The organism is Pseudomonas sp. TE3552 (assembly GCF_056278945.1).
On sequence record NZ_JBWBQJ010000001.1, the window covers coordinates 3,780,719 to 3,803,041 of the forward strand.

Annotated in this window: 20 protein-coding genes, 4 tRNA genes and 1 riboswitch; of the genes, 9 read left to right on the forward strand and 15 right to left on the reverse strand. The window is 54.3% G+C overall.

The window, feature by feature from the left end; genetic code table 11:
* Positions 1-102: 102 nt before the first annotated feature.
* Complete coding sequence (locus tag ACZ9BB_RS16940) at positions 103-1,470, forward strand: lysozyme inhibitor LprI family protein (protein WP_476214726.1); 1,368 nt, start codon at positions 103-105, stop codon at positions 1,468-1,470.
* Positions 1,471-1,666: 196 nt separating this feature from the next.
* Here ACZ9BB_RS16940 and ACZ9BB_RS16945 read toward each other — a convergent pair whose 3' ends face one another.
* The gene (locus tag ACZ9BB_RS16945; protein WP_476214727.1) at positions 1,667-1,852 is read right to left on the reverse strand and encodes a hypothetical protein; all 186 of its coding nucleotides are present in this window, start codon (positions 1,850-1,852) and stop codon (positions 1,667-1,669) included.
* A 989-nt stretch (positions 1,853-2,841) separates the two neighbouring features.
* On the opposite strand from ACZ9BB_RS16945, the gene ACZ9BB_RS16950 reads away from it, so the two are divergent.
* From ACZ9BB_RS16950 to ACZ9BB_RS16960, 3 genes are all read left to right on the forward strand, one after another.
* Positions 2,842-3,594 carry a hypothetical protein gene (locus ACZ9BB_RS16950; protein WP_476214728.1) on the forward strand — a complete coding sequence of 251 codons (753 nt, stop codon included), beginning with the start codon at positions 2,842-2,844 and terminating at the stop codon, positions 3,592-3,594.
* Positions 3,595-3,922: 328 nt separating this feature from the next.
* Positions 3,923-4,129, forward strand: coding sequence for a hypothetical protein (locus ACZ9BB_RS16955; protein WP_476214729.1), 207 nt, complete (start codon positions 3,923-3,925; stop codon positions 4,127-4,129).
* A 126-nt stretch (positions 4,130-4,255) separates the two neighbouring features.
* A complete protein-coding gene (locus ACZ9BB_RS16960) occupies positions 4,256-5,635 on the forward strand; it encodes a PIN-like domain-containing protein (protein WP_476214730.1) in 1,380 nt (459 codons plus the stop codon).
* Between the two features lie 829 nt (positions 5,636-6,464).
* On the opposite strand, the gene ACZ9BB_RS16965 is transcribed toward ACZ9BB_RS16960, so the two are convergent.
* Together ACZ9BB_RS16965 and ACZ9BB_RS16970 are read right to left on the reverse strand one after the other, a co-directional pair.
* The gene (locus ACZ9BB_RS16965; protein ID WP_476214731.1) at positions 6,465-7,781 is read right to left on the reverse strand and encodes a hypothetical protein; all 1,317 of its coding nucleotides are present in this window, start codon (positions 7,779-7,781) and stop codon (positions 6,465-6,467) included.
* Positions 7,782-7,871: 90 nt separating this feature from the next.
* Positions 7,872-7,948 (reverse strand) — tRNA-Arg (locus ACZ9BB_RS16970).
* Positions 7,949-8,240: 292 nt separating this feature from the next.
* On the opposite strand from ACZ9BB_RS16970, the gene ACZ9BB_RS16975 reads away from it, so the two are divergent.
* Both ACZ9BB_RS16975 and ACZ9BB_RS16980 read left to right on the forward strand, forming a co-directional pair.
* Positions 8,241-8,474: a hypothetical protein gene (locus tag ACZ9BB_RS16975; RefSeq protein ID WP_476214732.1), complete on the forward strand. Its 234-nt coding sequence runs from the start codon at positions 8,241-8,243 to the stop codon at positions 8,472-8,474.
* Between the two features lie 22 nt (positions 8,475-8,496).
* Positions 8,497-8,676 (forward strand): PA3371 family protein, encoded by a 180-nt coding sequence (locus ACZ9BB_RS16980; RefSeq protein WP_476214733.1) that lies wholly within the window; start codon positions 8,497-8,499, stop codon positions 8,674-8,676.
* Here the strand turns inward: ACZ9BB_RS16980 and phnN are convergent.
* Positions 8,651-9,223 (reverse strand): phosphonate metabolism protein/1,5-bisphosphokinase (PRPP-forming) PhnN, encoded by a 573-nt coding sequence (phnN, locus tag ACZ9BB_RS16985; RefSeq protein WP_476214734.1) that lies wholly within the window; start codon positions 9,221-9,223, stop codon positions 8,651-8,653. The two genes, ACZ9BB_RS16980 and phnN, sit on opposite strands and share 26 nt — an antisense overlap.
* 388 nt (positions 9,224-9,611) lie before the next feature.
* On the opposite strand from phnN, the gene ACZ9BB_RS16990 reads away from it, so the two are divergent.
* On the forward strand, positions 9,612-9,938 hold the full coding sequence (locus ACZ9BB_RS16990) for an Arc family DNA-binding protein (RefSeq protein WP_003178899.1): 327 nt from the start codon (positions 9,612-9,614) through the stop codon (positions 9,936-9,938).
* Between the two features lie 104 nt (positions 9,939-10,042).
* Here ACZ9BB_RS16990 and mgtE read toward each other — a convergent pair whose 3' ends face one another.
* Positions 10,043-11,485: a magnesium transporter gene (mgtE, locus tag ACZ9BB_RS16995; RefSeq protein WP_476214735.1), complete on the reverse strand. Its 1,443-nt coding sequence runs from the start codon at positions 11,483-11,485 to the stop codon at positions 10,043-10,045.
* A 321-nt stretch (positions 11,486-11,806) separates the two neighbouring features.
* Here mgtE and ACZ9BB_RS17000 point away from each other — a divergent pair, with 321 nt between their 5' ends.
* On the forward strand, positions 11,807-12,325 hold the full coding sequence (locus ACZ9BB_RS17000) for a cell envelope protein SmpA (protein ID WP_476214736.1): 519 nt from the start codon (positions 11,807-11,809) through the stop codon (positions 12,323-12,325).
* Positions 12,326-12,344: 19 nt separating this feature from the next.
* Here the strand turns inward: ACZ9BB_RS17000 and ACZ9BB_RS17005 are convergent.
* The 7 genes from ACZ9BB_RS17005 to ltaE form a co-directional block, all read right to left on the reverse strand.
* A tRNA-Arg gene (locus tag ACZ9BB_RS17005) sits at positions 12,345-12,421 on the reverse strand.
* A gap of 71 nt (positions 12,422-12,492) precedes the next feature.
* Positions 12,493-12,569, reverse strand: a tRNA-Arg gene (locus ACZ9BB_RS17010).
* Between the two features lie 107 nt (positions 12,570-12,676).
* A tRNA-Ser gene (locus ACZ9BB_RS17015) sits at positions 12,677-12,767 on the reverse strand.
* 62 nt (positions 12,768-12,829) lie between these two features.
* The gene (csrA, locus tag ACZ9BB_RS17020) at positions 12,830-13,018 is read right to left on the reverse strand and encodes a carbon storage regulator CsrA (protein WP_002554426.1); all 189 of its coding nucleotides are present in this window, start codon (positions 13,016-13,018) and stop codon (positions 12,830-12,832) included.
* Between the two features lie 185 nt (positions 13,019-13,203).
* Positions 13,204-14,445 (reverse strand): aspartate kinase, encoded by a 1,242-nt coding sequence (locus ACZ9BB_RS17025; RefSeq protein ID WP_476214737.1) that lies wholly within the window; start codon positions 14,443-14,445, stop codon positions 13,204-13,206.
* Between the two features lie 90 nt (positions 14,446-14,535).
* Complete coding sequence (gene alaS, locus ACZ9BB_RS17030) at positions 14,536-17,157, reverse strand: alanine--tRNA ligase (RefSeq protein WP_476214738.1); 2,622 nt, start codon at positions 17,155-17,157, stop codon at positions 14,536-14,538.
* 146 nt (positions 17,158-17,303) lie between these two features.
* The gene (ltaE, locus tag ACZ9BB_RS17035; RefSeq protein WP_476214739.1) at positions 17,304-18,308 is read right to left on the reverse strand and encodes a low-specificity L-threonine aldolase; all 1,005 of its coding nucleotides are present in this window, start codon (positions 18,306-18,308) and stop codon (positions 17,304-17,306) included.
* A gap of 199 nt (positions 18,309-18,507) precedes the next feature.
* A riboswitch (FMN riboswitch) is annotated at positions 18,508-18,677 on the forward strand.
* 115 nt (positions 18,678-18,792) lie between these two features.
* On the opposite strand from ltaE, the gene ACZ9BB_RS17040 reads away from it, so the two are divergent.
* Positions 18,793-19,305: a 6,7-dimethyl-8-ribityllumazine synthase gene (locus ACZ9BB_RS17040; protein WP_476214740.1), complete on the forward strand. Its 513-nt coding sequence runs from the start codon at positions 18,793-18,795 to the stop codon at positions 19,303-19,305.
* Between the two features lie 185 nt (positions 19,306-19,490).
* Here the strand turns inward: ACZ9BB_RS17040 and astE are convergent, their stop codons facing one another.
* The 3 genes from astE to astB are packed head-to-tail and all read right to left on the reverse strand — an operon-like array spanning position 19,491 to position 22,207.
* On the reverse strand, positions 19,491-20,501 hold the full coding sequence (gene astE / locus ACZ9BB_RS17045) for a succinylglutamate desuccinylase (protein WP_476214741.1): 1,011 nt from the start codon (positions 20,499-20,501) through the stop codon (positions 19,491-19,493).
* Positions 20,502-20,513: 12 nt separating this feature from the next.
* Positions 20,514-20,804 carry a topoisomerase II gene (locus tag ACZ9BB_RS17050; RefSeq protein ID WP_258699500.1) on the reverse strand — a complete coding sequence of 97 codons (291 nt, stop codon included), beginning with the start codon at positions 20,802-20,804 and terminating at the stop codon, positions 20,514-20,516.
* 56 nt (positions 20,805-20,860) lie between these two features.
* Entirely contained in the window at positions 20,861-22,207 is a 1,347-nt protein-coding gene (gene astB / locus ACZ9BB_RS17055; RefSeq protein WP_476214742.1) for an N-succinylarginine dihydrolase, read from the reverse strand.
* Positions 22,208-22,323: the final 116 nt, after the last annotated feature.

Sequence of the window (22,323 nt, forward strand, 5' to 3'; positions counted from 1 at the left end):
TCCATACCCCCTAACTAGTTGATTCACTAGTGGATGCAACGCGTTAGGTGAACCTCTGGGATGCGTAGTTTAATGTGCGCCACCCAGGAAAAGGATTTCATCGTGTACATCAAAGGACGTTACCTCATATCTGCCTGCGCGCTGCTGTTTTTCCAGCACGCACTGGCGACCGGAATGGACTGCACAAAAGCGGCAAACGCTGTCGAAAACACAATTTGCGCGAACAAAGAGCTGTATGAGTTAGATACGCAAATGGGTTCGGCCTATCGAACGCTGATGAACGCCGGTTCGCAGGCACAGGTTGAACTGAAGAGATCCCAGCGCCAGTGGTTGAAAGTGCGCAATGACTGCGTCGAAGACATCGCCTGTCTGGACCAACACTATCGCGAACGCTTGCTGGCATTGCACGAGCAATGGGTCGACGCCGTTGCCTACCAACCCGATGACATCGATAAACAAGTGATGGAGGATTTGCAACAACGCATCCAGGACCTGAGCAAGGACAACCCCGAGTTTGCGTTGGAGCGGGCACTCGACTCTATGGCGTTCGACAGCGGCACAACGTCATTCTCTGGCGACTCGGGTGAAGATGAGCAATCCCACTTTCCCAAGACCATTCCCCAAAATGTCACGGGGGACGAGTGGAAAGCACTGACAGCGTCCGACATCGACAGCGCCGCTGAATCCGGGCAGACCACATACACGCTGATGGATATGGATGGCGACGGACAGCGTGACCTCATCGTTGAAACCTATTCCGGCGGCACCGGGATGTTCAGTTACACAGAAACCTACCGTCGCAGTGAAGGTCGGTTCATCAGCAGGACATCGGGGTCTGCCCATGAATCCGGCTCACTTTTCCATACCAATGACCGCGGCGCCAACCAATCCGTGAACTGGATCAAGGTTCGCGGAAAAATGTACTTCGCCTACCGAAACGGTAGCTACGGCGTTGACCAGGTCTTTCTTCTCAATCCCCTGAAGATCAATAACAAAGTGCCTACACTGACCGTTCGCTACGGCTATCAACTGACAGTGCCCCATACTCAATATCTGGAGGACGGCACTACCCCTTTCGAACTGGAGCCCACGCTGCAAAAGGTACTCGCGAAAGCCTTGATCAAAGTGAATACAGGTGAAGCCCTGGAGACTGGCCAGCAGAAAACCCCGATCTGCCCCATCCCCTCTTCAGTACAAGACAGTGATGACTATTACAGCTTTGGGGCAAGTTACTACGCGGTCGAACCCGTCGCCGATATGCCGGTGGTCATCAGCAATGAGTGCTTCATCGCAAGACTGATCAATTGGTACGGGAGCTACAGCGACAAGGACGGACTGTTTGCACTACTGACGCTGCGCAAACCGGGATCTGAAGACCAGGCGCGCAGTTATTCGGTCAACGGACGTCGACATATCACACGAGTGAGCACATCGATTGGCAAGGCCGAAGGTGGGGCTGAATATTTTTAGTCAGTAATCCGCCTACGAACAGCCACAAAAAAGCCCCACCAGATCACTCTGCGTGGGGCTTTCAAATATATGGTGTCCCAGGGCAGGTTCGAACTGCCAACCCGCAATCGACATAGTTCACCCAGTCATAACCCAGGAAGCCGCCGAGGTTGGCCAGCTCTTCGATATCGTGCGGAGATGATGGCGGGGGTCTGGCTCATTGCGCGCCCCCTGCGTTGATTCCGCTAAAGGGGGTGAAACAAGGCAAGACCTTTACGCTGATGCCTCCTAACATCTTCAGCGGGGCAAGATCAGCCAGTTTGATGTTGGCCGACAGGTTCATGGAGCCGATGATTTCCCCACACGTATCGAGGATTTGGATGATATCCCGTTTCAATTGCATGACGTGTCTCTCAAGGTTGCGTCGTGTGATCGCCAGGCCGCTGTTAGCGCAGCGGCTTGGCACCTCTTCTGTAATGGCTCATCTCTGGGCTATTGATCAATCGGCTAAGTTTTCAGCCGATTTAAATACCCTAAATCAGGGGTATTTACTTCTTACCTTTCTCGCTGATCCAGCCCGCCGCTCAATGGGTCTTTCGACTCCATCGGCTTGAGTGGTTTACCGTCCCGCGCCGCCTGCTTGCCCTCCTCCTCTGTTTCTGTGTGAATCCATAGCGCTGTGAGTTTGTATTCCGCTGCTCGCTGACGCTCCTTGTAGTCACGCTGGCTGGCCGCTGCTGAGCACGGAGGCTTCACCTCTCCCGTCATTTGAACACCTGTTACTAGTTACGTTGGAATGAAGACACGCTATCGTTACTAGTCACGCAACTACTGAGTGCAAAATCATTGCTGTCCAGGAGAAAGACGCACTCCAACTCACATCCCAAAGCAGGATTTCCTGATTTGGCAGTGACTGGGAGTAGCTGATTATCAGGCCTAAAATCTGCCCTCAAAATGAGGTCAGCAATCTCAACTCGTGAGCTGACCGGTCTTATCGCCATCGCTATTTTTGATCTATATGAGGAGTCAGTTTGGCTTTCTTATCAAGTCGCCAGCATCATGCCAAAATGGCATTATCACTACTCAGAACTCACGAACATGATATATGAAAGCGCAACTTACAAATAAGATTTTGAACGCCGCTTTCGAATAGCAATCTCAATTTTGTTTATAATCTTTGGTGCTGGGCTATTCTTTATCCTTATTATTTCGACGTAGCCTCTACAGAACTTAACAACCTAGACACAATCCTCATGAGGATTTTCTTCCTATTTTTATCAATTTCTCTGATAGCACTTGGAATAGGAAGCATGCTTTATTGGTACTTACAGTCCGGATTTAAAGTCATACACCATGCCACAAACCTGAATGCTTTCACTCCACATACGGCAGATGAAAAAACCAACCACCGAGGAAAACTTTTTCTCCTCAGGGGTGACACATCATTCAGAACTCAACGATCTAAAAGAAAAAATAGATAAAATCAAGTCAATTATAGACATCGAAAAAATCACTCTTGAAAGCTTAACCGAGAGCTTCAAAGAAAAAATAAAGCTTGAAGCAGGCCAAAAACTGCTGAAGAATTTTAAATATCGGTATGAATCTGAAGCAGGTATAGAGCGCGCAGAGCTTAATATAAATCAGACACATACAACATCCTCGAAAAGGATTAGCGACGAAATAGCATCTTTGGGGCACCGAGGCAACATTAACTTGATACTCGGAGTCATAACCACTATTCTAGGCCTAGCGTTATTAACCGCATTTCTTTTTAAAAGTGACAACCCCACAATAGAACCATTACCTTTTGCGATAAGTTTTCTACCTCGATTAACACTAGTTATTTTTACAGAAATATTCGCCTATTTATTTTTGCGACTTTATAAAACCGAACTAGCAGAAATAAAATACTTTCAAAACGAACTTACAAACCTAGAATCAAAAAAGATGGTTCTACTCGCATCTCTAAGATGTGAAAGTAGCGAGACACTAACCAAAGTCATAGAGATTTTAGCTAGCACGGAAAGAAACCATATACTGAAAAAGGGGCAGATCACTTTAGAGGTTGAAAAAATGCAACTCGAGAAAAATCAATGCGTCGAAGTTTCTAGGACTCCAGCCTCAATATTTCCGAAAGCTAAGTAGTTTGGTAGTCTAAGACGCCCCCGCCGCCTCTAGTTTTCAATGTACTCAAATCAGAGCGCATCGGACGCATGGAGGAGATGCGAGCAGAAATTCGCGCATCTCAACGATATACTCAGATTTGAGTACATCTCCCTCCTCCAAGTAAAAACCCTGCGATAATCCACTTCCACAGTGAAGTTTCCCGATGTGGTTTTGGCCTCAGTGAGACATTTAGGTCTCACTGATCGAACGTCACCAGCCGATCTGCCAAGCCTCATTCAGGCACACCCTGCAAATCAGCGCCTCGACCTACTGCCTGCTACCCTTCCCAGCTCACACGGAGGATGAAATGAACAACACACTGGTCGCCGGTCTGCTCAATGCACTGGATCAAAACCAGATCGCCCTGGGCGCTGCCGTAGAGGAGCTTTCTAATTGGGTGGAACAGCGTGGCTCGGCCGACGTAGCCGAAAACGTACGCGGAGCGCTTGCCACGCTAGACGAGAACCTTGATTACATCAGACAGGGAATTGCAGAGCTAACCGTTTCAGGCTGAACCCTTGAATCAGAAGGGACAAGTCAACGCTGGAGAAGCATTTCGACAAGCACGCGAAAAACCGGCAAGATGATGCCATTTCAATGGCCACCCATTCAATTTGGGTGTTACCCGCCTGGAGGGCACATGAAGGGACTCTTTCCGCAATACGACTACACAGCATCGACAGATCAAGCAGAGACATGGAAAACCGCTCTCTTCGTTTTCGATACCAATGTTCTACTCAACTTATATCGCTACCACGAGCGCACTCGAGAAGAGCTGCTTGAAACATTAGAAAAACTATCTGAACGCATTTGGATACCACACCACGTCGCTCTAGAGTTTCAGCGAAACCGACTTACCGTAATTGCAGCGCAAGGGCGACGCTTTTCTGAAATTCGAAAAGTTATTGAAAAAACGAAAGCCGAACTTGCGAATAGCATCAGCAACTTACAGCTCACTCAAAGACACGCACTAATCAATCCAGAACCACTAACCACTGGATTTGAGACTCTCACTTCAAACTTTTTAGCCAAGCTAGAAAAACTTCAAAACAGCCAGCAGACACTCACCGCGCCCGACCCAATAAAAATTAAGATTGAAGATATTTTCGATGGCAAGGTGGGCGCGGCGTTCGCGTCTCAAGCGGACGTAGACCAAAAAAACAAAGAAGCAGAAGCTAGGTACAAATCAAAAATACCACCTGGATACAAAGATAGTGAAAAAGGCAAGGATGGCCTGGATGACTTCAATCACAACGGCATAACCTACAAAAAGAAATTTGGTGATTACTTTGTCTGGAGTCAGCTGCTTGATTATGCCGCCAGTAGCCAGCGAAAAAAACTCATATTTATCACGGACGATGCTAAAGAAGATTGGTGGCAAACAATAGATTTTAATGGCCCCAAAACCATTGGCCCTCGCACCGAGCTGATTGAAGAGGCCAGAAGAATAGGCAAACTGGATACATTTCTCATGTACAAGCCTGAGACTTTCTTAAAACATGCAAACGAGTACCTTGCAGCTAAAGTCTCAGAAGAAACACTAACCGAGGTTCGCGACGTATCCTACGAAAACAAGAAACGAGAAAACCCTTCACTAAAACCCGAAGCACGATCAGATATTGAACGTGCAATTTTTCACTGGCTACTGAAAAAACATACGACTGTCACACAATATAGAAACACCCCTCCAGACTTTATTATATGCGAAAACGACGTCTTCCACGGCTTCGAAATAAAACAAGTGAGAGCTACTAGCCTCGACGTATACGAAGACATAATCATGCAGGCTCAAAATACCATTATCAAGAAAAACCTTTCTACTCTTACGACAATTTTCATGATAGACAGTTCTTTTACATTAGGCTTTCTTCTAAGTATGCTTTCCTCCACCAGGATTGCTGCCATTCCAGAGAACTTAATTATTGTATTTGGCCAGATCGAATACTCATTGAACGGACCGGTATTCGACGTAGCTTATGAGGGGCGGTATAGCGATATCCTCAAAAACACCGCTCCGTAGTCTACCTCGACATATGTGCAGCCTGACAGCAGGCCGGAGCAGGCGATAAACGTCGCGTCAGTAACTTTAAGAAGCCACGTTGGGCGATCATCCACAGCGACAGGGGCAGGAATAGGTCAAATGCGACTCAACGTCAACGGCACAAGGGTTTTCGGCAACGGAATAAGCTTTGAGGGCGAGTATCCCGCCCTGTGTTGATCAAATGACCGGTCAGGCAACTTTCTTTGACACGCCCCAGATATCGGGATGGGGATTGTGGATGCCTACACAGGCGTAACGAACGAGGAACCACTGTGGGTTGCGAACTTTGCTGGCTTCAATTGCTGGATTGATGAAGCGTCTGGCCAGGTGCTAGAGACTCGCTTTACGAAATGAGAACTGGCTTCCGAACGAATACCTTCCACACCGATAGTGCGGCTCCTTCACTTAGCCATCGTCAGCGAACCACCGAGGATTTCTCTGTGGTTCGAAAGGCCTCGAATTTGAGGTGTTTCCCGGTGGGGGAGCATCTACATTTAGATCTGCCTGCCTAGGTACGCGGCACGTTTTCAGAATCGGCAAAACGTGTCGCACCTACCGTCTCTTATCGAACTTTTCTTGCATAGCCTTTCTTAACGACACGACCAATGTAGCTATTAAGCCCTCGACCGGCCCTTGCCAGTCGGTGCATTTCTGCAATAGATCCGGGCCCTGCACTCTTATTAGTATAGAGGTATTGCGAACGGTCGTTGAACTCGACAGTGATAGACCCATACCTATCTCAAATGCAGCGAGCTACAGCCAGACACGCGAACTGTTCAACGACCACTGTCTTGAGGATCAGGGATCTCTAAACCTTCGCTTCAGCTTGCTCAGATGGAGTGTCGTTCGCAGCTACTGCAGGAGCGGGCGTGGCAGCGGCTTTCTTTCCTTGAAGAGCGGAAGATGCCATTGACATTACTTTTTCAGCGAACCCAGGAACAGTTTTTACGGCGTCCTTGACGAGGTCTGAAGCAAGGAGCTCATGCCAAGGACTACCAAAGCTATTACTTTCGACCAAGCGAAGCGGCTGCTCATCGAGTCTGGCCAACGCAGACCCGAGTAGTTGCTTCTCAAGATCTTTATCAATCTGTGCCGCTTCTCGGCGGTATCCCTCATATGCGCGCGAGATAGAAGCCTTGAATGCATAGTCCTCTGACAGTCGGAAGCGTTGACCGATTTGTTTCGTCGAAAGCCACGCGAACCATACAGGGCCGCCGACTGAGAGAATGGACAAAACAAGGTTAATGCTAATGCCAAAGCTACTAGCTTCAGCTCGAGTCAGTTCGTATGCAAGATTGTGCAACTGAATAGAACCCGCCCAGCCGCCTGTGAGAAGCGCAACAATCAAGCCCACTACCCAGCCCCACATTGACCAGTCCAAGGCCTTCGATCGTTCAGAAAATGCAGCCGCCAAACCGAGGCTGGTAGCCGATGAATAAGCAGAAACACACTTTTTCAGTACCTCTCCCGCCTCATCTGATTTCGCCTTCAGATCCTTTTCATGATCGGCGATGGATTTCAGCAATTCTTCAATTTTGCCCTTGTCAGTTTCCGCCAGACTCAGGAGGCCGCCGACGCTGTTCTGAGCTTCTGCAAGGGTTTCAAGATCCGTTGGAAGCTGGTCCGCTGCGTCATACGCCTTCTCGATACGACTAACCATATCCTCAAGCGATTTGGTTCGTGGCGTCAGTTCGCGCAGCCTTGTCTCAATGGATCGAACCTGAATTGTCGTTTTCTTTACGGCTTGAGAGTTTTTTAACGCTAGCGCCTTTGTGTCCGTCAACAGAGGCATTAATCCCCGCTGTACAGCATCTAACGTAATGAGAAAGGCAGGCACGGCGTTGACGGCATTGGAAGCCAGTTGCGGAACCGTGTGATCATTAAGGAATTCGAGTCGCTCTACGACGCTGACTAAGTACTTCTCGGATTCTGAAGATGGCTCGTCAGCGTCCGCTATGAGGTCGCGCAGGCTAGTTACCCTAGCGCTAAGCTCCGCTCTTGTGACGCCAGGGAAGGACCAGTTCCCACTGCTGACGCTGAGAGGTGCTGCAGTGGAAATGGCAGTTTTCAATGATGCGTTAATAGCATCAAGCTTTTCCAGTATCGGCTCGAGAAGCTCACTCACACATACCATCCTTGATCGGCGATTGCACCCATGGCGCACCCGCGAAAGGAAAAGTGGGCCGGGCAATACGACCTAACACGTTGAATTTATTGGTGTCCCAGGGCAGGTTCGAACTGCCAACCTTCCCCTTAGGAGGGGGATGCTCTATCCAATTGAGCTACTGAGACACACGTCGCCCGCAAAGGAATGCGGTGCGATGGACGGCGTGCATGTTAACGGGCAGGCCCGCTTTTGTCATGTCGTCCGTAGGGCTTTTTAAGTGTAGGCAGATGCCTCACGGTCACGTGGCTTTGTTTACCGTGCAAATTGCATCACCGCAAAATGCCATCATTGCAAAATGCAATGTGGGTATTTTGCAAAAATATCTTAATTCGTTGTTTTTAAAGGATTTAATAGCCGTTAGACTTTTGGCATGCGGGCTGCTTCGACTGTTCTCACAGAACACAGGAGATCAGCCCCATGAACAGCGCTCTGTTAGTCGCGAACGCGGTCGCTCTGGTGGTTCTGTCGGGTTTTCATTTTTTCCCCGGAAACGACGTTGCGACGATTGCTCAACGCATACCCCATTACCTGCAACTGCAAAAAACGCCTCAATGGGCAGTCATGAGCGATCAACGCAGTTTTGTTAGCCAAGAGGTGAGCCTGGAGAGTATTCAGCTGCGCACACAGTCTTTCGAACGCTTGGTATTTTGAATTACCCCATCAGGAGCACAGCATGTCCAAATCAGCCGCAGGATTTTTCATCCTCGCTTTACTGAGTGGCATCCTTCATTTGTCATTGGTCCAGGATACGCTCGTCACCCTGCCCCTGATTGCCTGCGGTGTGTTCGGTGCGCTGTTCGTGCTGGCACTGATCGCCGGGCGCAAGATCAAGTTCGATCCGGTTTTGCGCTGAGGCTCAGCAGCTTCAGAAGATTGGCGACGGTGACAGCGAGGTCGCCGGAGTTATCGAGTCGATGGATCTGCGTACCATCGATTGAATCGTCAGCCGCAAACAGCGCATTGCGGCGCAGTCTTGCTTCAATTTCTGCCGGGCTCTCACGCCCCCGCCGTAGCAAACGCTCTCGCAGAACTTCATCCTTGACCGTCAACAGCACCGGCAATAGCGTGGGATAGCGCTGTAGTGCCTCTGCCAGGTGCCCACGCGAACCATTGATCAATACATCGCGACCGTCCTTGAGCCATTGGTCCATGCGGGTCGGAATACCGTAGTCCAGCCCATTGGCCTGCCATGACAGCGCAAAATCCCCCTGGCTTCTGCGGAGCTCGAACTCTTCGCGCGATACCTCGATAGCATCTTCGCCCACCGACTCGGCCGAGCGCGTGATAACCCGACGCATCACGTTACAATTTAGTGCCCGCAACAGCTCGCGAGCGGCTTCAATGAGGCTGTCCTTGCCTGATCCCGAAGGCCCCATTAAATAAATCAGCCTGCCATCCATCCTGAAATTATCCCGTACCGCCCGTCTGCCCTAGTAAATCGGCCATTTGCCACTATCCTGTATAAGGTAGGGAACAAGGATCGAATCCGCATAGCATGCACCTTCAGGGGGCCTTCGGGCATTACCTGTTGGGCAAAAGGACGCGGTCTGGGATACGGACAAGGTGCAAACTTTTCAAACCAGTCCGCATTTCTGATAACAGGTGCTGGCAGAAAGCCTTTACCCAGATCAATATTTGTCACAGAATTGACGCCAATGATCTGGCTAATTTGAGGCAAGATGCGCGCCTCTATCAATTCAGGTTGAACATTTGGTCGGAGCGCTTGTCCTATCTGACATCCTGCGGCCAATCCCGAGAACCGCTCCCCTGAACTAACCGGTTAAATATATGCGCCCATTGAAACAGGCAATTTATTCCAGCCGTACGGCTGACAAGTTCGTCGTACGTCTGCCAGACGGAATGCGTGAACGCATTGCCGAGGTGGCTCGCAATCATCATCGCAGCATGAATTCCGAGATCATCGCGCGCCTTGAGCAGAGTCTCATTCAGGAAGGCGCGTTGGGCGAAGAATTGAGCATGCGCCTGGACAGCCCCGAGCTGTCATTGCACGAACGCGAACTGCTGCAACGCTTCCGCCAACTCTCCCACCGCCAGCAAAACGCTCTGGTTTCACTGATCGCCCATGACGCCGAAATGGCCGCAGACGCTTCCTGATTTATCCCGAAAGTTCAAGCCAGCGTAATTGCTGGCTTTTTTTTGCCTGAAATCCGGGTAAAAAAAACCCGCCAATTGATGGCGGGTTCTTTTGAAGCAGAAGGTCAGAGCAGGAAAATCGTCGCCAGCCCGAGGAAGATGAAAAAGCCACCACTGTCGGTCATGGCAGTGATCATCACACTGGCCCCCATTGCCGGGTCACGTCCAAGCCGCGCCAGGGTCATCGGAATCAACACCCCCATTAATGCCGCAAGCAACAGGTTAAGCGTCATGGCGGCGGTCATCACCACGCCCAAGGACCAACTGCCATAAAGCAGGTAGGACACCACACCAATCACCCCCCCCCAGACCAGGCCATTGATCAAGCCGACCGCCAACTCCTTGCGCATCAGGCGCGCCGTATTGCCGGTACTGACCTGGTCCAGCGCCATGGCCCGAACGATCATGGTGATCGTCTGGTTACCCGAGTTGCCGCCGATACCCGCGACGATCGGCATTAATGCCGCGAGCGCTACCAGCTTCTCGATAGAGCCTTCGAACAGACCGATCACCCGGGAAGCCACGAACGCAGTGATCAGGTTCACCGCCAGCCAGGCCCAACGGTTGCGCAAGGATTTCCAGACTGACGCAAAAATATCTTCTTCTTCGCGCAGACCCGCCATGTTGAGAACTTCGTTTTCGCTCTCTTCACGAATCAGGTCGACCATTTCATCGATGGTCAGACGACCGATCAGCTTGCCGTTCTTGTCGACCACCGGGGCCGAGATCAAGTCGTAACGCTCGAACGCCTGAGCGGCCTCGTAAGCGTCTTCGTCCGGATGAAAACTCACCGGATCGCTGGCCATGACTTCCGACACTTGTTTTTCAGGGTCGTTGACCAGCAGACGCTTGATCGGCAACACGCCCTTGAGCACGCCGTCGTAATCGACCACGAACAGTTTGTCGGTGTGGCTCGGCAGCTCCTTGAGACGACGCAGGTAACGCAACACCACTTCAAGACTGACATCCTCACGGATGGTCACCATCTCGAAGTCCATCAGCGCACCGACCTGCTCCTCGTCATAGGACAACGCGGAGCGAACGCGCTCACGCTGTTGAGCATCGAGGGTTTCCATCAACTCGTGGACGACGTCTCGCGGCAGCTCGGAGGCCAGGTCAGCGAGTTCGTCGGCATCCATGTCCTTGGCCGCCGCCAGGAGCTCGTGATCGTCCATGTCGGCGATCAGGGTTTCACGAACCGAATCGGATACTTCGAGCAGAATGTCGCCGTCGCGATCGGCCTTGACCAATTGCCAGACGGTCAGACGATCGTCCAGTGGCAAGGCTTCAAGGATGTAGGCAACGTCGGCGGAGTGCAGATCATCGAGCTTGCGCTGCAACTCGACGAGGTTTTGCCGGTGAACCAGGTTCTCGACCCGGTCGTGATGAGGACCTTCCTGGCGATGAGTCAGGTCTTCGACCACCCGCTGGCGCTGCAGCAGCTCAACGACTTGAGCGAGGCGGTCTTGCAAGCTTTCCTGCGTTTTCTTTACTTCAACTTCAGACATAGGCGAACTCCACTCCCAGCAGCGGGGCACGCCGGAAGGATCAATCAGTCAATTCATGATTGTAAAAACGGGGTACTGAGTAACTACTGGGTAAGTCCATGGAGGTATTCCACAAGCCCCGGCGGGGCTGACGGGCGCAATGATAACACCGCCTGATGGTTTTAAAGGTGAAAAAATCGCGGCTGAAACAAGCGCTTGCGAGATAAACCTGAGCGTTGTCCTGATCCATGGATGTGCGACGACTTATCCTGAAAAGAAAACACACAGTCGCCAAAAAATGTACCGGCTACCCTTGATCAGGACCGTCAAGGAGGACGCCGAATGCTGTCGAATACTCATTATCTTTTGCTTGCCGCCCTGCTCTGCCTGCCGCCCTGGGCGCTTGCTACAACTGTTCACCGGTGCGAAGCACCCAATGGGCATATCACCTTCACGACCTTGAGCTGTACGGCCGGAGAAAGCCTTTCCTATCAGGATGTGCGCACGTTCTTGCCAGGCAGCACGACACCGCTGATGCCAGAAGCCGATTTTCGCGAAACATCGGGTATGAAAATCCAGAGGAGAGAGCCGACAGTCGTTAGTCAGTCCGAGGACAAATGTGGAAATCTGCTCAGCGCGAAGGAGCGCCGCATAGCAATCATCAATCAGCGGGTCGTTGCCGGCATGAGTCAGCAGGACGTCGAAAGCGCTCTCGGCAAGCCAGACAAGATCAGCACCCGCAACTCAGCCATGAGCTACCGCTACGACAACAAGCGAGGGCGTAGTGCAAACATCGAGTTCGATGAGAAAGGTTGTACCAAAGGAAAAGCCAAATCGCAGACGGCAAAAAGCCCGCGTTAAACGCGGGCTTTTTGGTGTTTGGTGCACTCGACAGGATTCGAACCTGTGACCGCTCGGTTCGTAGCCGAGTACTCTATCCAGCTGAGCTACGAGTGCATTTGTGTTTTTATACCAGATCACAACTGGTTGGAGCCAAGTTATTCACATCACTGCAAACAACTCTTAAATGGTGCACTCGACAGGATTCGAACCTGTGACCGCTCGGTTCGTAGCCGAGTACTCTATCCAGCTGAGCTACGAGTGCATTTGTTGCCGCGCATTATAGGCCGTTAAATCTTTTTGTAAAGCACTTTTTCTAGTAATTTCAACAACTTACCGAAAAAGCCAGATTACAACGTACTAAACAAATAATGGCGGAGAACGGGGGATTCGAACCCCCGACACCCTTTTGAGGTGTACTCCCTTAGCAGGGGAGCGCCTTCGGCCACTCGGCCAGCTCTCCGCAACACGGGGCGTATATTAACCAGCTTTATCCCCGTTTGCAAACATAAAAAACGATAAAAATTAATGGCTTGGTTCTTCGTCCTTCTCTTTCTTGATACGCAGGTAAATTTCCTCACGGTGGACAGCTACCTCTTTCGGGGCGTTGACACCGATACGCACTTGATTTCCTTTAACGCCGAGCACGGTCACGGTGATTTCGCCATCACCAATAATCAGGCTTTCTGCGCACCGACGAGTCAGAATCAGCATACCTTTCTCCTCACGCATTTCATTTCAGGGACAACAGTCTGCAAAAAAAAGGCATTCGACCTACAACCGGAACGATCGCAGCCCTACATGCCTGAGTATTGACTAGCACGAGCAAAAGAACAGCTTTGGTACGCACCATTCAAAAAACGAAGGGCGCGGTCAGACCGCGCCCTTCGGGAAACGCATTACTCGCCCTGTCGGGCCGGCGCGTCCAGTTCGAAAGCTGTGTGCAGAGCGCGCACAGCCAGTTCCAGGTACTTCTCTTCGATCACTACGGAAACCTTGATTTCCGAGGTCGAGATCATCTGGATGTTGATGCTTTCTTTAGCCAGGGATTCGAACATACGGCTGGCCACGCCTGCGTGGGAGCGCATGCCGACGCCGACGATCGAGACCTTGGCAATCTTGGTGTCGCCAACGACTTCACGGGCACCGATCTCGCGGGCGGTGTTTTCCAGCACGGTGTGCGCCGCCTGGTAGTCGTTGCGGTGTACGGTGAAGGTGAAGTCGGTGGTGTTATCGTGCGCAACGTTCTGCACGATCATGTCGACTTCGATGTTCGCGGCACTGATCGGGCCGAGAATCTTGAACGCCACGCCTGGGGTGTCTGGCACGCCACGGATGGTCAGCTTGGCTTCATCGCGGTTGAAAGCGATGCCGGAAATGATCGGCTGTTCCATGGTTTCCTCTTCATCAATAGTAATGAGGGTGCCCGGACCCTCCTTGAAGCTGTGCAGTACGCGCAGCGGAACGTTGTATTTGCCGGCGAATTCCACCGCACGGATCTGCAACACCTTGGAACCGAGGCTGGCCATTTCCAGCATCTCTTCGAAGGTGATCTTGTCCAGACGCTGAGCCACGGACACTACACGCGGGTCGGTGGTGTAGACGCCGTCGACGTCGGTGTAGATCTGGCACTCATCAGCCTTCAGGGCTGCCGCCAGCGCCACGCCGGTGGTGTCGGAACCGCCACGACCGAGCGTGGTGATATTGCCGTGCTCGTCGACGCCCTGGAAACCGGCGACAACCACCACGCGACCGGCTTTCAGGTCACCACGAATCTTCTGGTCATCAATCTGCAAGATACGCGCTTTATTGTGCGCGCTATCCGTCAGAATCCGTACCTGATTGCCGGTGTACGACACCGCTGGCACGCCGCGCCTGATCAGCGCCATGGCCAACAGTGCAATCGTCACCTGCTCACCGGTGGAAACGATCACATCCAGCTCGCGAGGAACCGGCTGGCCGTCGCCACTGATTTGCTTGGCCAGATCGATCAGACGGTTGGTTTCGCCGCTCATTGCAGACAGCACAACCACCAGGTCATCGCCCGCATCGCGGAATTTCTTAACCTTGTCGGCGACCTGCTCGATTCTCTCGACAGTGCCGACTGAGGTGCCTCCAAATTTCTGTACGATCAAAGCCATTTCAAAGCCGCCTCTGCCCATGAAGGGCGCCCAATAATCACTCAAACAGCGTTCTGGCCCGCCACTAGACCGCGGGCCAGGCACACTGCCTTATAAACCCTGCTCTACAAATGGAACAGTCAGGGCCAATGCACCATCCAGTGCGCCAGCGTCAGTACCACCGCCCTGCGCCATGTCTGGACGGCCACCGCCCTTCCCGCCCACTGCCGCAGCAGCCTGTTTCATCAAATCACCGGCTTTGAGTTGGCCAGTCAGGTCTTTGGTCACGCCTGCAACCAGAACGACCTTTTCCTCATGGACACTGCCGAGCAGGATCACTGCGCGGCCGAGTTTGTTTTTCAGTTGATCGACCAGCGCCAGCAGCGCCTTGCCATCCTGACCGTCCAGACGCACGGCCAGCACTTTCACGCCCTTGACGTCCAGGGCAGAAGCCGACAGATCGTCGCCCGCCGCGCTGGCCGCCTTGGCCTGCAACTGCTCGAGTTGCTTCTCCAGCAGACGGTTGCGCTCCAGCACAGCCGACAGCTTGTCGATCAGGTTATCGCGGCTGCCCTTGACCAGGTTGGCCGCTTCCTTGAGTTGTTCTTCAGCCGCGTTCAGGTAGGCCAGCGCCGCTGCGCCAGTCACTGCCTCGATACGACGCACACCGGAGGCCACACCGCCTTCGCTGATGATTTTCAGCAGGCCGATGTCGCCAGTACGGGTGGCGTGAATACCGCCGCACAGCTCGACGGAGAAATCGCCCATGCTCAGCACGCGCACGCTGTCGCCGTACTTCTCGCCGAACAGCGCCATGGCGCCTTTTTGCTTGGCGGTTTCGATATCGGTTTCTTCGGTTTCAACCTCGGAGTTCTTGCGAATCTCGGCGTTGACGATGTCTTCCAGCGCCTTCAACTGCTCAGGCTTGATCGCTTCGAAGTGGCTGAAGTCAAAGCGTAGACGCTGACTGTCGACCAACGAGCCTTTCTGCTGGACGTGCTCGCCCAATACCTGACGCAATGCGGCGTGTAGCAAGTGAGTCGCCGAGTGGTTCAGCGATGTCGCGTGACGCACTTCGGCATCGACATGAGTCTCCACCGGAGTACCGACGATCAGGCTGCCCGAATCCAGCACGCCGTGGTGCAGGAACGCACCGCCGGTCTTGGTGGTGTCGCGCACGTCGAAACGCGCAGCGCCAGCCTGGAGGAAGCCGCAATCACCAATCTGACCACCGGATTCTGCATAGAATGGCGTCTGATCGAGAACGATTACGCCCTCTTCGCCTTCGCTCAGTACGTCAACCGATTGCCCGTCTTTATAGAGAGCAACGATTTTGGCGGAACCGCTGTGAGCGGTGTAACCAGTGAACTCGGTGGCTACATCAACCTTGACCAGGCTGTTGTAGTCCATGCCGAAGGAGCTGGCGGAGCGGGCACGGACGCGCTGGGCTTCCATTTCGCGCTCGAAGCCTTCCTCGTCGATGGTCAGGCTGCGCTCGCGAGCGATGTCGCCGGTCAGGTCCATCGGGAAGCCGTAAGTGTCGTAGAGCTTGAACACCACCTCGCCCGGCACCACGTCGCCTTTGAGTTCGGCCAGATCCTGCTCGAGGATCTTCAGGCCCTGCTCCAGGGTCTTGGCGAATTGTTCTTCTTCAGCTTTAAGAACGCGCTCGATATGCGCCTGCTGGGATTTCAGCTCAGGGAACGCTTCGCCCATCTCGGCGACCAGGGCCGCAACGATCTGGTAGAAGAAGCTACCCTTGGCGCCCAGTTTGTTGCCGTGACGGCAAGCACGACGAATGATCCGGCGCAGCACATAACCGCGGCCTTCATTGGATGGCAGCACGCCATCGGCAATCAGGAAGCCGCAGGAACGGATGTGGTCAGCCACGACTTTCAGCGAAGCCTGAGCATCGTTGGTGCAACCGATGGCCTTGGCCGATGCGCTCAGCAGGCTTTGGAACAGGTCGATTTCATAGTTCGAGTGAACGTGCTGCAGCACGGCACTGATCCGCTCCAGGCCCATGCCGGTGTCCACCGACGGTGCTGGCAACGGGTGCAACACGCCATCGGCGGTGCGGTTGAACTGCATGAACACGTTGTTCCAGATCTCGATGTAACGGTCGCCGTCTTCTTCCGGCGAGCCCGGTGGACCACCCCAGATGTCGGCGCCGTGATCGTAGAAAATCTCGGTGCAAGGACCGCACGGGCCGGTATCGCCCATGGTCCAGAAGTTGTCGGAAGCGTACGGCGCGCCCTTGTTGTCGCCGATGCGAACCATGCGCTCGGCCGGAACGCCGATCTCCTTGGTCCAGATGTCGTACGCCTCGTCATCGCTGGCGTAGACGGTGACCCAGAGCTTTTCTTTCGGCAGGTTCAGCCACTTTTCGGAGGTCAGGAAGTTCCAGGCGTAGGTGATGGCGTCACGCTTGAAATAATCACCGAAGCTGAAGTTACCCAGCATTTCGAAGAAGGTGTGGTGACGGGCGGTATAGCCGACGTTTTCCAGGTCGTTGTGCTTACCACCGGCGCGCACGCATTTCTGGCTGCTTACAGCGCGGGTGTACGCGCGCTTTTCCTGGCCCAGAAAGCAGTCCTTGAACTGGTTCATCCCCGCGTTAGTGAACAGCAGGGTTGGGTCGTTGCCCGGAATCAAAGAGCTGGAGGCTACACGGGTGTGGCCTTGTTCTTCGAAGAAGCGAAGGAAGGCTTCACGGATTTCTGCGCTTTTCATTAGGTTCTTCCACGGAGGCTGCGGCCAAAGGCCTGTGCGAAACGTCAACAGACGAAGCGACGGCAAAGGGCCGCATTATATCGGCCCTGCGCGCGGGGTACAGCGTGTTTATACGATAGAAACGGTCAATTGGACCGCTAACGCGATCAGTTGCGGGAAAAGTCGACGAATGTAGCGACGACTTGCTCGATTTGCGCACGGCTGATGTCCATGTGCGTAACCATGCGCAGGCGACCGGCAGCGCTGAGCTTGATCCCGCGTGTCGCGGCAAAGGCCTTGATCGCTTCGGCCTTGTCGCCCATCTGCACGTAAACCATGTTGGTCTGCACCGGCTCGACCTCATAACCCGCCGCCCGCAGGCCTTCTGCCAGCAATTGGGCATTGGCATGATCGTCGGCCAGACGCTGAATATTGTTATCCAGCGCATAAAGCCCGGCGGCGGCGAGAATCCCGGCCTGGCGCATACCGCCACCCACCATCTTGCGCAGACGTCGCGCCTTGGCGATCAACTCGGCCGAGCCGCACAGCACCGAACCGATCGGTGCGCCCAGGCCTTTGGAGAGGCAGACCGAGACCGAATCGAAATGCTGAGTGATCTCCCGGGCATCGACACCCAGCTTGACCGCCGCGTTGTAGAGCCGCGCGCCATCCAGATGCAGCGCCAGGCCGTTTTCACGAGTAAAACGGCGAGCCCGAGCCAGGTACTCCAGGGGCAGAACCTTGCCCTGCATGGTGTTTTCCAGCGCCAGCAAACGGGTGCGGGCGAAATGGAAGTCGTCCGGTTTGATCGCGGCAGCCACATGGGCCAGGTCCAGCGAACCATCGGCTTGAACTTCCAGCGGCTGTGGCTGGATCGAACCGAGCACTGCCGCGCCGCCACCTTCGTACTTATAGGTGTGAGCCTGTTGTCCGACAATGTATTCGTCACCGCGATCGCAGTGGGCCATCAGGCCCAGCAAGTTGCTCATGGTGCCCGTCGGGACAAATAGCGCCTGGGCAAAACCCAGTCGTTTTGCCAGTTCGGCTTCCAGACGGTTGACCGTCGGATCTTCGCCATAAACGTCGTCACCGGTGGCTGCATTGGCCATCGTGTCGAGCATCCCTGCGGTCGGTTGGGTAACGGTGTCGCTGCGAAGATCGATAACGCTCATGAATCTGGCCTCGGTAAGCAGGGGGGAAAATCCCTTTCAGGAAGGAATTACTGCGGTCATGCCGATGATTAATCAATCCTTCGGCTAGGAAAAGGTGGTTCAAGCCAACGAAAAAGTCGATAACAATCATCAGATAGCAGCAATGCACAGGTGAGAAATATGTGTTAAAAACGCTTCGCCGCCAAACAATCTGGCGGCAAAACGTTCTCAGGGCGGGGTGTAACTCCCCACCGGCGGTAATTGCGCGCAATGCGCATAGCCCGCGAGCGCTTGGTGGCAGCACGGCAATGGCTGTGATGGCGACAAGGTCAGCAGACCCGGTGTGATCCCGGGGCCGACGGTCATAGTCCGGATGAAGAGAGAACGGGATTGGCGCCGCCTAGGCTCTATACCAAAGCGCCGTCCGCAGGCACTTGTGCCTGCGTACCCTTAAATCCCATTCGATTCATAACGCCCTGTTTTTCACACAAACAGGAGTCAGAACATGCAACCCACCGCAATCGATAGCAAAAGCAAAAACCATCAGGGCGAGCGCGTCGCGTTCATCCAGGCCTGCTGGCACAAGGAAATCGTCGATCAGAGCCGTAAAGGCTTCGTCGCCGAAATGATTGCTCAGGGTTATCAGGAGTCGGACATCGATTTCTTCGAAGTCGGCGGCGCCTTTGAAATTCCGCTGCATGCCAAGTTGCTGGCCAAGTCCGGCCGTTATGCCGGCATCGTTGCGGCAGGCCTGGTGGTCGATGGCGGCATCTATCGCCACGAATTCGTCGCCCAGTCGGTGATCAGCGGCCTGATGCAGGTTCAACTGGAAACCGAAGTGCCGGTGTTCTCGGTGGTTTTGACCCCGCACCATTTCCATGCCGGTGAAGAACTGCATCATAAGTTCTTCTTCGAGCATTTCGTGCACAAAGGCCAGGAAGCGGCGAAGACTTGCGCGGATACGCTGCACAAGATGCGCGCATTGCGCCGCAGCGAACCTCGCGCATTGGCCGTCTAAACACCAATAAAACCTGTGGGAGCGGGCTTGTGTGGCGAGGGGGCTTGCCCCCGTTCGGCTGCGAAGCAGTCGTAAATCCAGATAACTTGGTTTGTCTGGACCCAAACCGGGGGCCGCTTCGCGCCCCAACGGGGGCAAGCCCCCTCGCCACACAAGCCCGCGCCCATATTTGACGGGTGTTGTGCTTAGGCCAGGTTTTCGTCGGTGGTTGGTACGATCAGGATGCCGGCGCGCAGGCCGTTCTTGACCTTGGGGTTCGGGAAAATGATCCGGGCGCCCTGCTCTTCGATAATCCAGCGGGTATTGGCGATATCCTCGGCCAGCACATAACCCACTTTCAATTCCGAAAAGTTTTCGATGTCCGCCGGCAGGTTCAGGCGGAAGTTATCGCTGTGCTTGATGACTTCCCGGGCGACGCTGAACAACTGCAAACCATCCAGTCCTTCGTCGGTCATTGGCGGCTCGGTGCCTTCGATGATCTGTTTCAGGCGGGTTTCCAGAAGGCTGACGTTGACCCCTTCGTTTTGCCCGAACGGCCGCGCCTTGCCCAACTCCAGGGTGAAGGACTCGGCATCGAGCTTGTCGTAGGTGTAGGAGCTGAAGACGATGGAGGGTTTGTTCTGCAACAGCACCGCTTCCATGCCAGCGGCGCGCAGGCGAGCCAGCTCCAGGCGTGAATGCTGACGACCTTCTTTCCAGGGATACAGGGCAAACTGCTCGATTTTCGAGCCACGGATCGCCGTGTGCAGGTCGTAGTGCAGCCGGTTGCGGTCCGGCAGGCTGAAGAAGGTCGCCGCCAGCCGCTCCAGCTCACAAGCGCGCAAGGCTTCGGAACCGCTGCTTTGTTCGTGCCGGCCATTGAACAGCCGATTGACGTCCTGCTCGATGAAACGCTCACCGCGACGGATAGCCTCGGGATTGCCGAACAGGAACAGAATACGTGCGCGCGGCTTCAAGTCACCGCGGGCGATGTCATGCAACAGGCGATCGAGCAGCTCGATCGGCGCTGTTTCGTTGCCATGGATGCCGGCCGACAGAAGCAGGTCCAGGCCGTTGTCGCTCGCTTGCGGTGGCCGGACTTCCAGCGCACCTTCGCTCAACCAGCGCATCCGCACGCCTTCGACAGTCAGTTGAGTCTTCTCCGCCGGTTCGCGGCCGGCGAGGGTCAGTTCAAGCAGTTTGCCGAGGGCGAGCATAGAGCGGTTTCCTTAGTGGTCGTGATTGCAATCCGGGCCGTGGACGTGGTCCTCATCATCACTGAGGTCGGCCGGTTCCATCTCCAGTTGCAGACTTACCAGATTAGTCGCCAATGGGCGCAGTAGCAGGTTGGCGTACTCGGCGTCCCCCTCTTCGACGTCCACGCCGATCAGCAATTGGCCACGGCCATCCTGCTGGATCCACAGCTCTTTGCCTTGCCACATGACCGCGACGCGGGTGCAGGAAGTTTCCAGTTGCGTGCCGTCGGTGTCTTCAAGGATCAGCTGCAGGGTATCGCTCATGTTTTACGCTCTCGTCTGGAGATGAAGTAGCACCGCTTGAAAAGCAGTGCCGGCTTTCAATTGATCTGGAATGGATAAACCGCGCCCAGTTTAAGGATTTGCGTCAGTTCATCCAGTGCCGTCCGGCACTCAAGCAGCAATTGCGGGTCCGCCAGATCGTTTTCGGTCATGCGGTCGCGGTAGTGCTTGTCGACCCATTCGGTCAATGTGCCGTACAACGGTGCCGTCATGATAACCCCTTGGTTGACGGCCGCCAGTTCGGTTTCGTTGAGTGCGACGCGTAACCGCAGGCAAGCCGGGCCACCGCCGTTCTGCATGCTCTGCTTGAGATCGAAAACTTTTACTTCGCGGATCAGGCCGCCAGAGCTGGTCAGGCCTTGCAGGTACTGCCAGACACGCGCGTTGCCACGGCATTCTTCCGGCACGATCAAGAGCATGGAGCCGTCAGGACGCGACAGCAGCTGGCTATTGAACAGGTAGGAACGAACGGCGTCTTCCACGGTGACCGCGGAACGCGGTACGCAAATCGACTGAAATTTCCCACCGACTTTTGCGAGTTTGCCGTGCAGTTCAGCCAGCATCTGTTCGGTGTCGAGGAACGCGTCCTCGTGGTAGAACAACACCTCGCCGTTACCGACTGCGATCACGTCGTTGTGGAACACCCCCTGATCGATCACCGAAGGATTCTGCTGGGCATAGACCACGCCGTCATCGCTCAGACCGTGCAGGCGCGCGACCGCCTGAGAGGCTTCGAGGGTCTGGCGCGCCGGGTACTTCTGCGGTGCCGGGTAACGGGTGTCGAAGGCGCTGCGACCAAACACGAAAAACTCGACGCCGGCTTCACCGTAGTCACGGCAGAAACGGGTGTGGTTAGCCGCGCCTTCGTCACCGAACTGCGCCACGGCCGGCAAAGCGGCGTGGTGCGCAAAGTGTTTCTGATCGGCGAACATCGCCCCCAGCACACGACTGGTGGTCGGGTGTTCGATGCTGCGGTGGTACTTGCAGTTCAGGTTGGCGGCGGTGAAATGCACGCGACCATCCGCGGTGTCGGCGCTCGGGCTGACCGTGGCGGCGTTGGCCACCCACATGCTCGACGCCGAGCAATTGGCAACCAGCAGCGGCATCGCCTGTTTGGCGGCCTGCTCGATGACTTGGGCATCGGTGCCACTGAAACCCAACCGGCGCAGCGCCGCGACATCCGGACGTTCTTGTGGGGCCAGCACGCCTTGCTGGAAGCCCATTTCCATCAGCGCTTTCATCTTCGCCAGGCCTTGCAGCGCGGCTTCCTTCGGGTTCGAAGACTGCTGGCTGTTGCTCTGGGACGCGACGTTGCCGTAGGACAGGCCACCGTAGTTATGGGTCGGCCCCACTAGACCGTCAAAATTGACTTCATAGGATTTCATCAGCGAGGCTCCACGAGAATCTGTTTTTATAGGCATCAAGTATCAATTCAGTAAGACCGAGGTGCGGCCTTCGCGGGCGAGCCTCGCTCCTACAGGGTCGATGGAGTCCGTAGGAG

Excerpts from the sequence above, each read along its gene's own strand:
- ACZ9BB_RS16945 (WP_476214727.1), bottom strand. The coding sequence starts at position 1,852 with ATGCAATTGAAACGGGATATCATCCAAATCCTCGATACGTGTGGGGAA.
- ACZ9BB_RS16950 (WP_476214728.1), top strand. The coding sequence starts at position 2,842 with ATGAAAAAACCAACCACCGAGGAAAACTTTTTCTCCTCAGGGGTGACA.
- ACZ9BB_RS16955 (WP_476214729.1), top strand. The coding sequence starts at position 3,923 with ATGAACAACACACTGGTCGCCGGTCTGCTCAATGCACTGGATCAAAAC.
- ACZ9BB_RS16960 (WP_476214730.1), top strand. The coding sequence starts at position 4,256 with ATGAAGGGACTCTTTCCGCAATACGACTACACAGCATCGACAGATCAA.
- ACZ9BB_RS16975 (WP_476214732.1), top strand. The coding sequence starts at position 8,241 with ATGAACAGCGCTCTGTTAGTCGCGAACGCGGTCGCTCTGGTGGTTCTG.
- ACZ9BB_RS16980 (WP_476214733.1), top strand. The coding sequence starts at position 8,497 with ATGTCCAAATCAGCCGCAGGATTTTTCATCCTCGCTTTACTGAGTGGC.
- phnN (WP_476214734.1), bottom strand. The coding sequence starts at position 9,223 with ATGGATGGCAGGCTGATTTATTTAATGGGGCCTTCGGGATCAGGCAAG.
- ACZ9BB_RS16990 (WP_003178899.1), top strand. The coding sequence starts at position 9,612 with ATGCGCCCATTGAAACAGGCAATTTATTCCAGCCGTACGGCTGACAAG.
- mgtE (WP_476214735.1), bottom strand. The coding sequence starts at position 11,485 with ATGTCTGAAGTTGAAGTAAAGAAAACGCAGGAAAGCTTGCAAGACCGC.
- ACZ9BB_RS17000 (WP_476214736.1), top strand. The coding sequence starts at position 11,807 with ATGCTGTCGAATACTCATTATCTTTTGCTTGCCGCCCTGCTCTGCCTG.
- csrA (WP_002554426.1), bottom strand. The coding sequence starts at position 13,018 with ATGCTGATTCTGACTCGTCGGTGCGCAGAAAGCCTGATTATTGGTGAT.
- ACZ9BB_RS17025 (WP_476214737.1), bottom strand. The coding sequence starts at position 14,445 with ATGGCTTTGATCGTACAGAAATTTGGAGGCACCTCAGTCGGCACTGTC.
- alaS (WP_476214738.1), bottom strand. The coding sequence starts at position 17,157 with ATGAAAAGCGCAGAAATCCGTGAAGCCTTCCTTCGCTTCTTCGAAGAA.
- ltaE (WP_476214739.1), bottom strand. The coding sequence starts at position 18,308 with ATGAGCGTTATCGATCTTCGCAGCGACACCGTTACCCAACCGACCGCA.
- ACZ9BB_RS17040 (WP_476214740.1), top strand. The coding sequence starts at position 18,793 with ATGCAACCCACCGCAATCGATAGCAAAAGCAAAAACCATCAGGGCGAG.
- astE (WP_476214741.1), bottom strand. The coding sequence starts at position 20,501 with ATGCTCGCCCTCGGCAAACTGCTTGAACTGACCCTCGCCGGCCGCGAA.
- ACZ9BB_RS17050 (WP_258699500.1), bottom strand. The coding sequence starts at position 20,804 with ATGAGCGATACCCTGCAGCTGATCCTTGAAGACACCGACGGCACGCAA.
- astB (WP_476214742.1), bottom strand. The coding sequence starts at position 22,207 with ATGAAATCCTATGAAGTCAATTTTGACGGTCTAGTGGGGCCGACCCAT.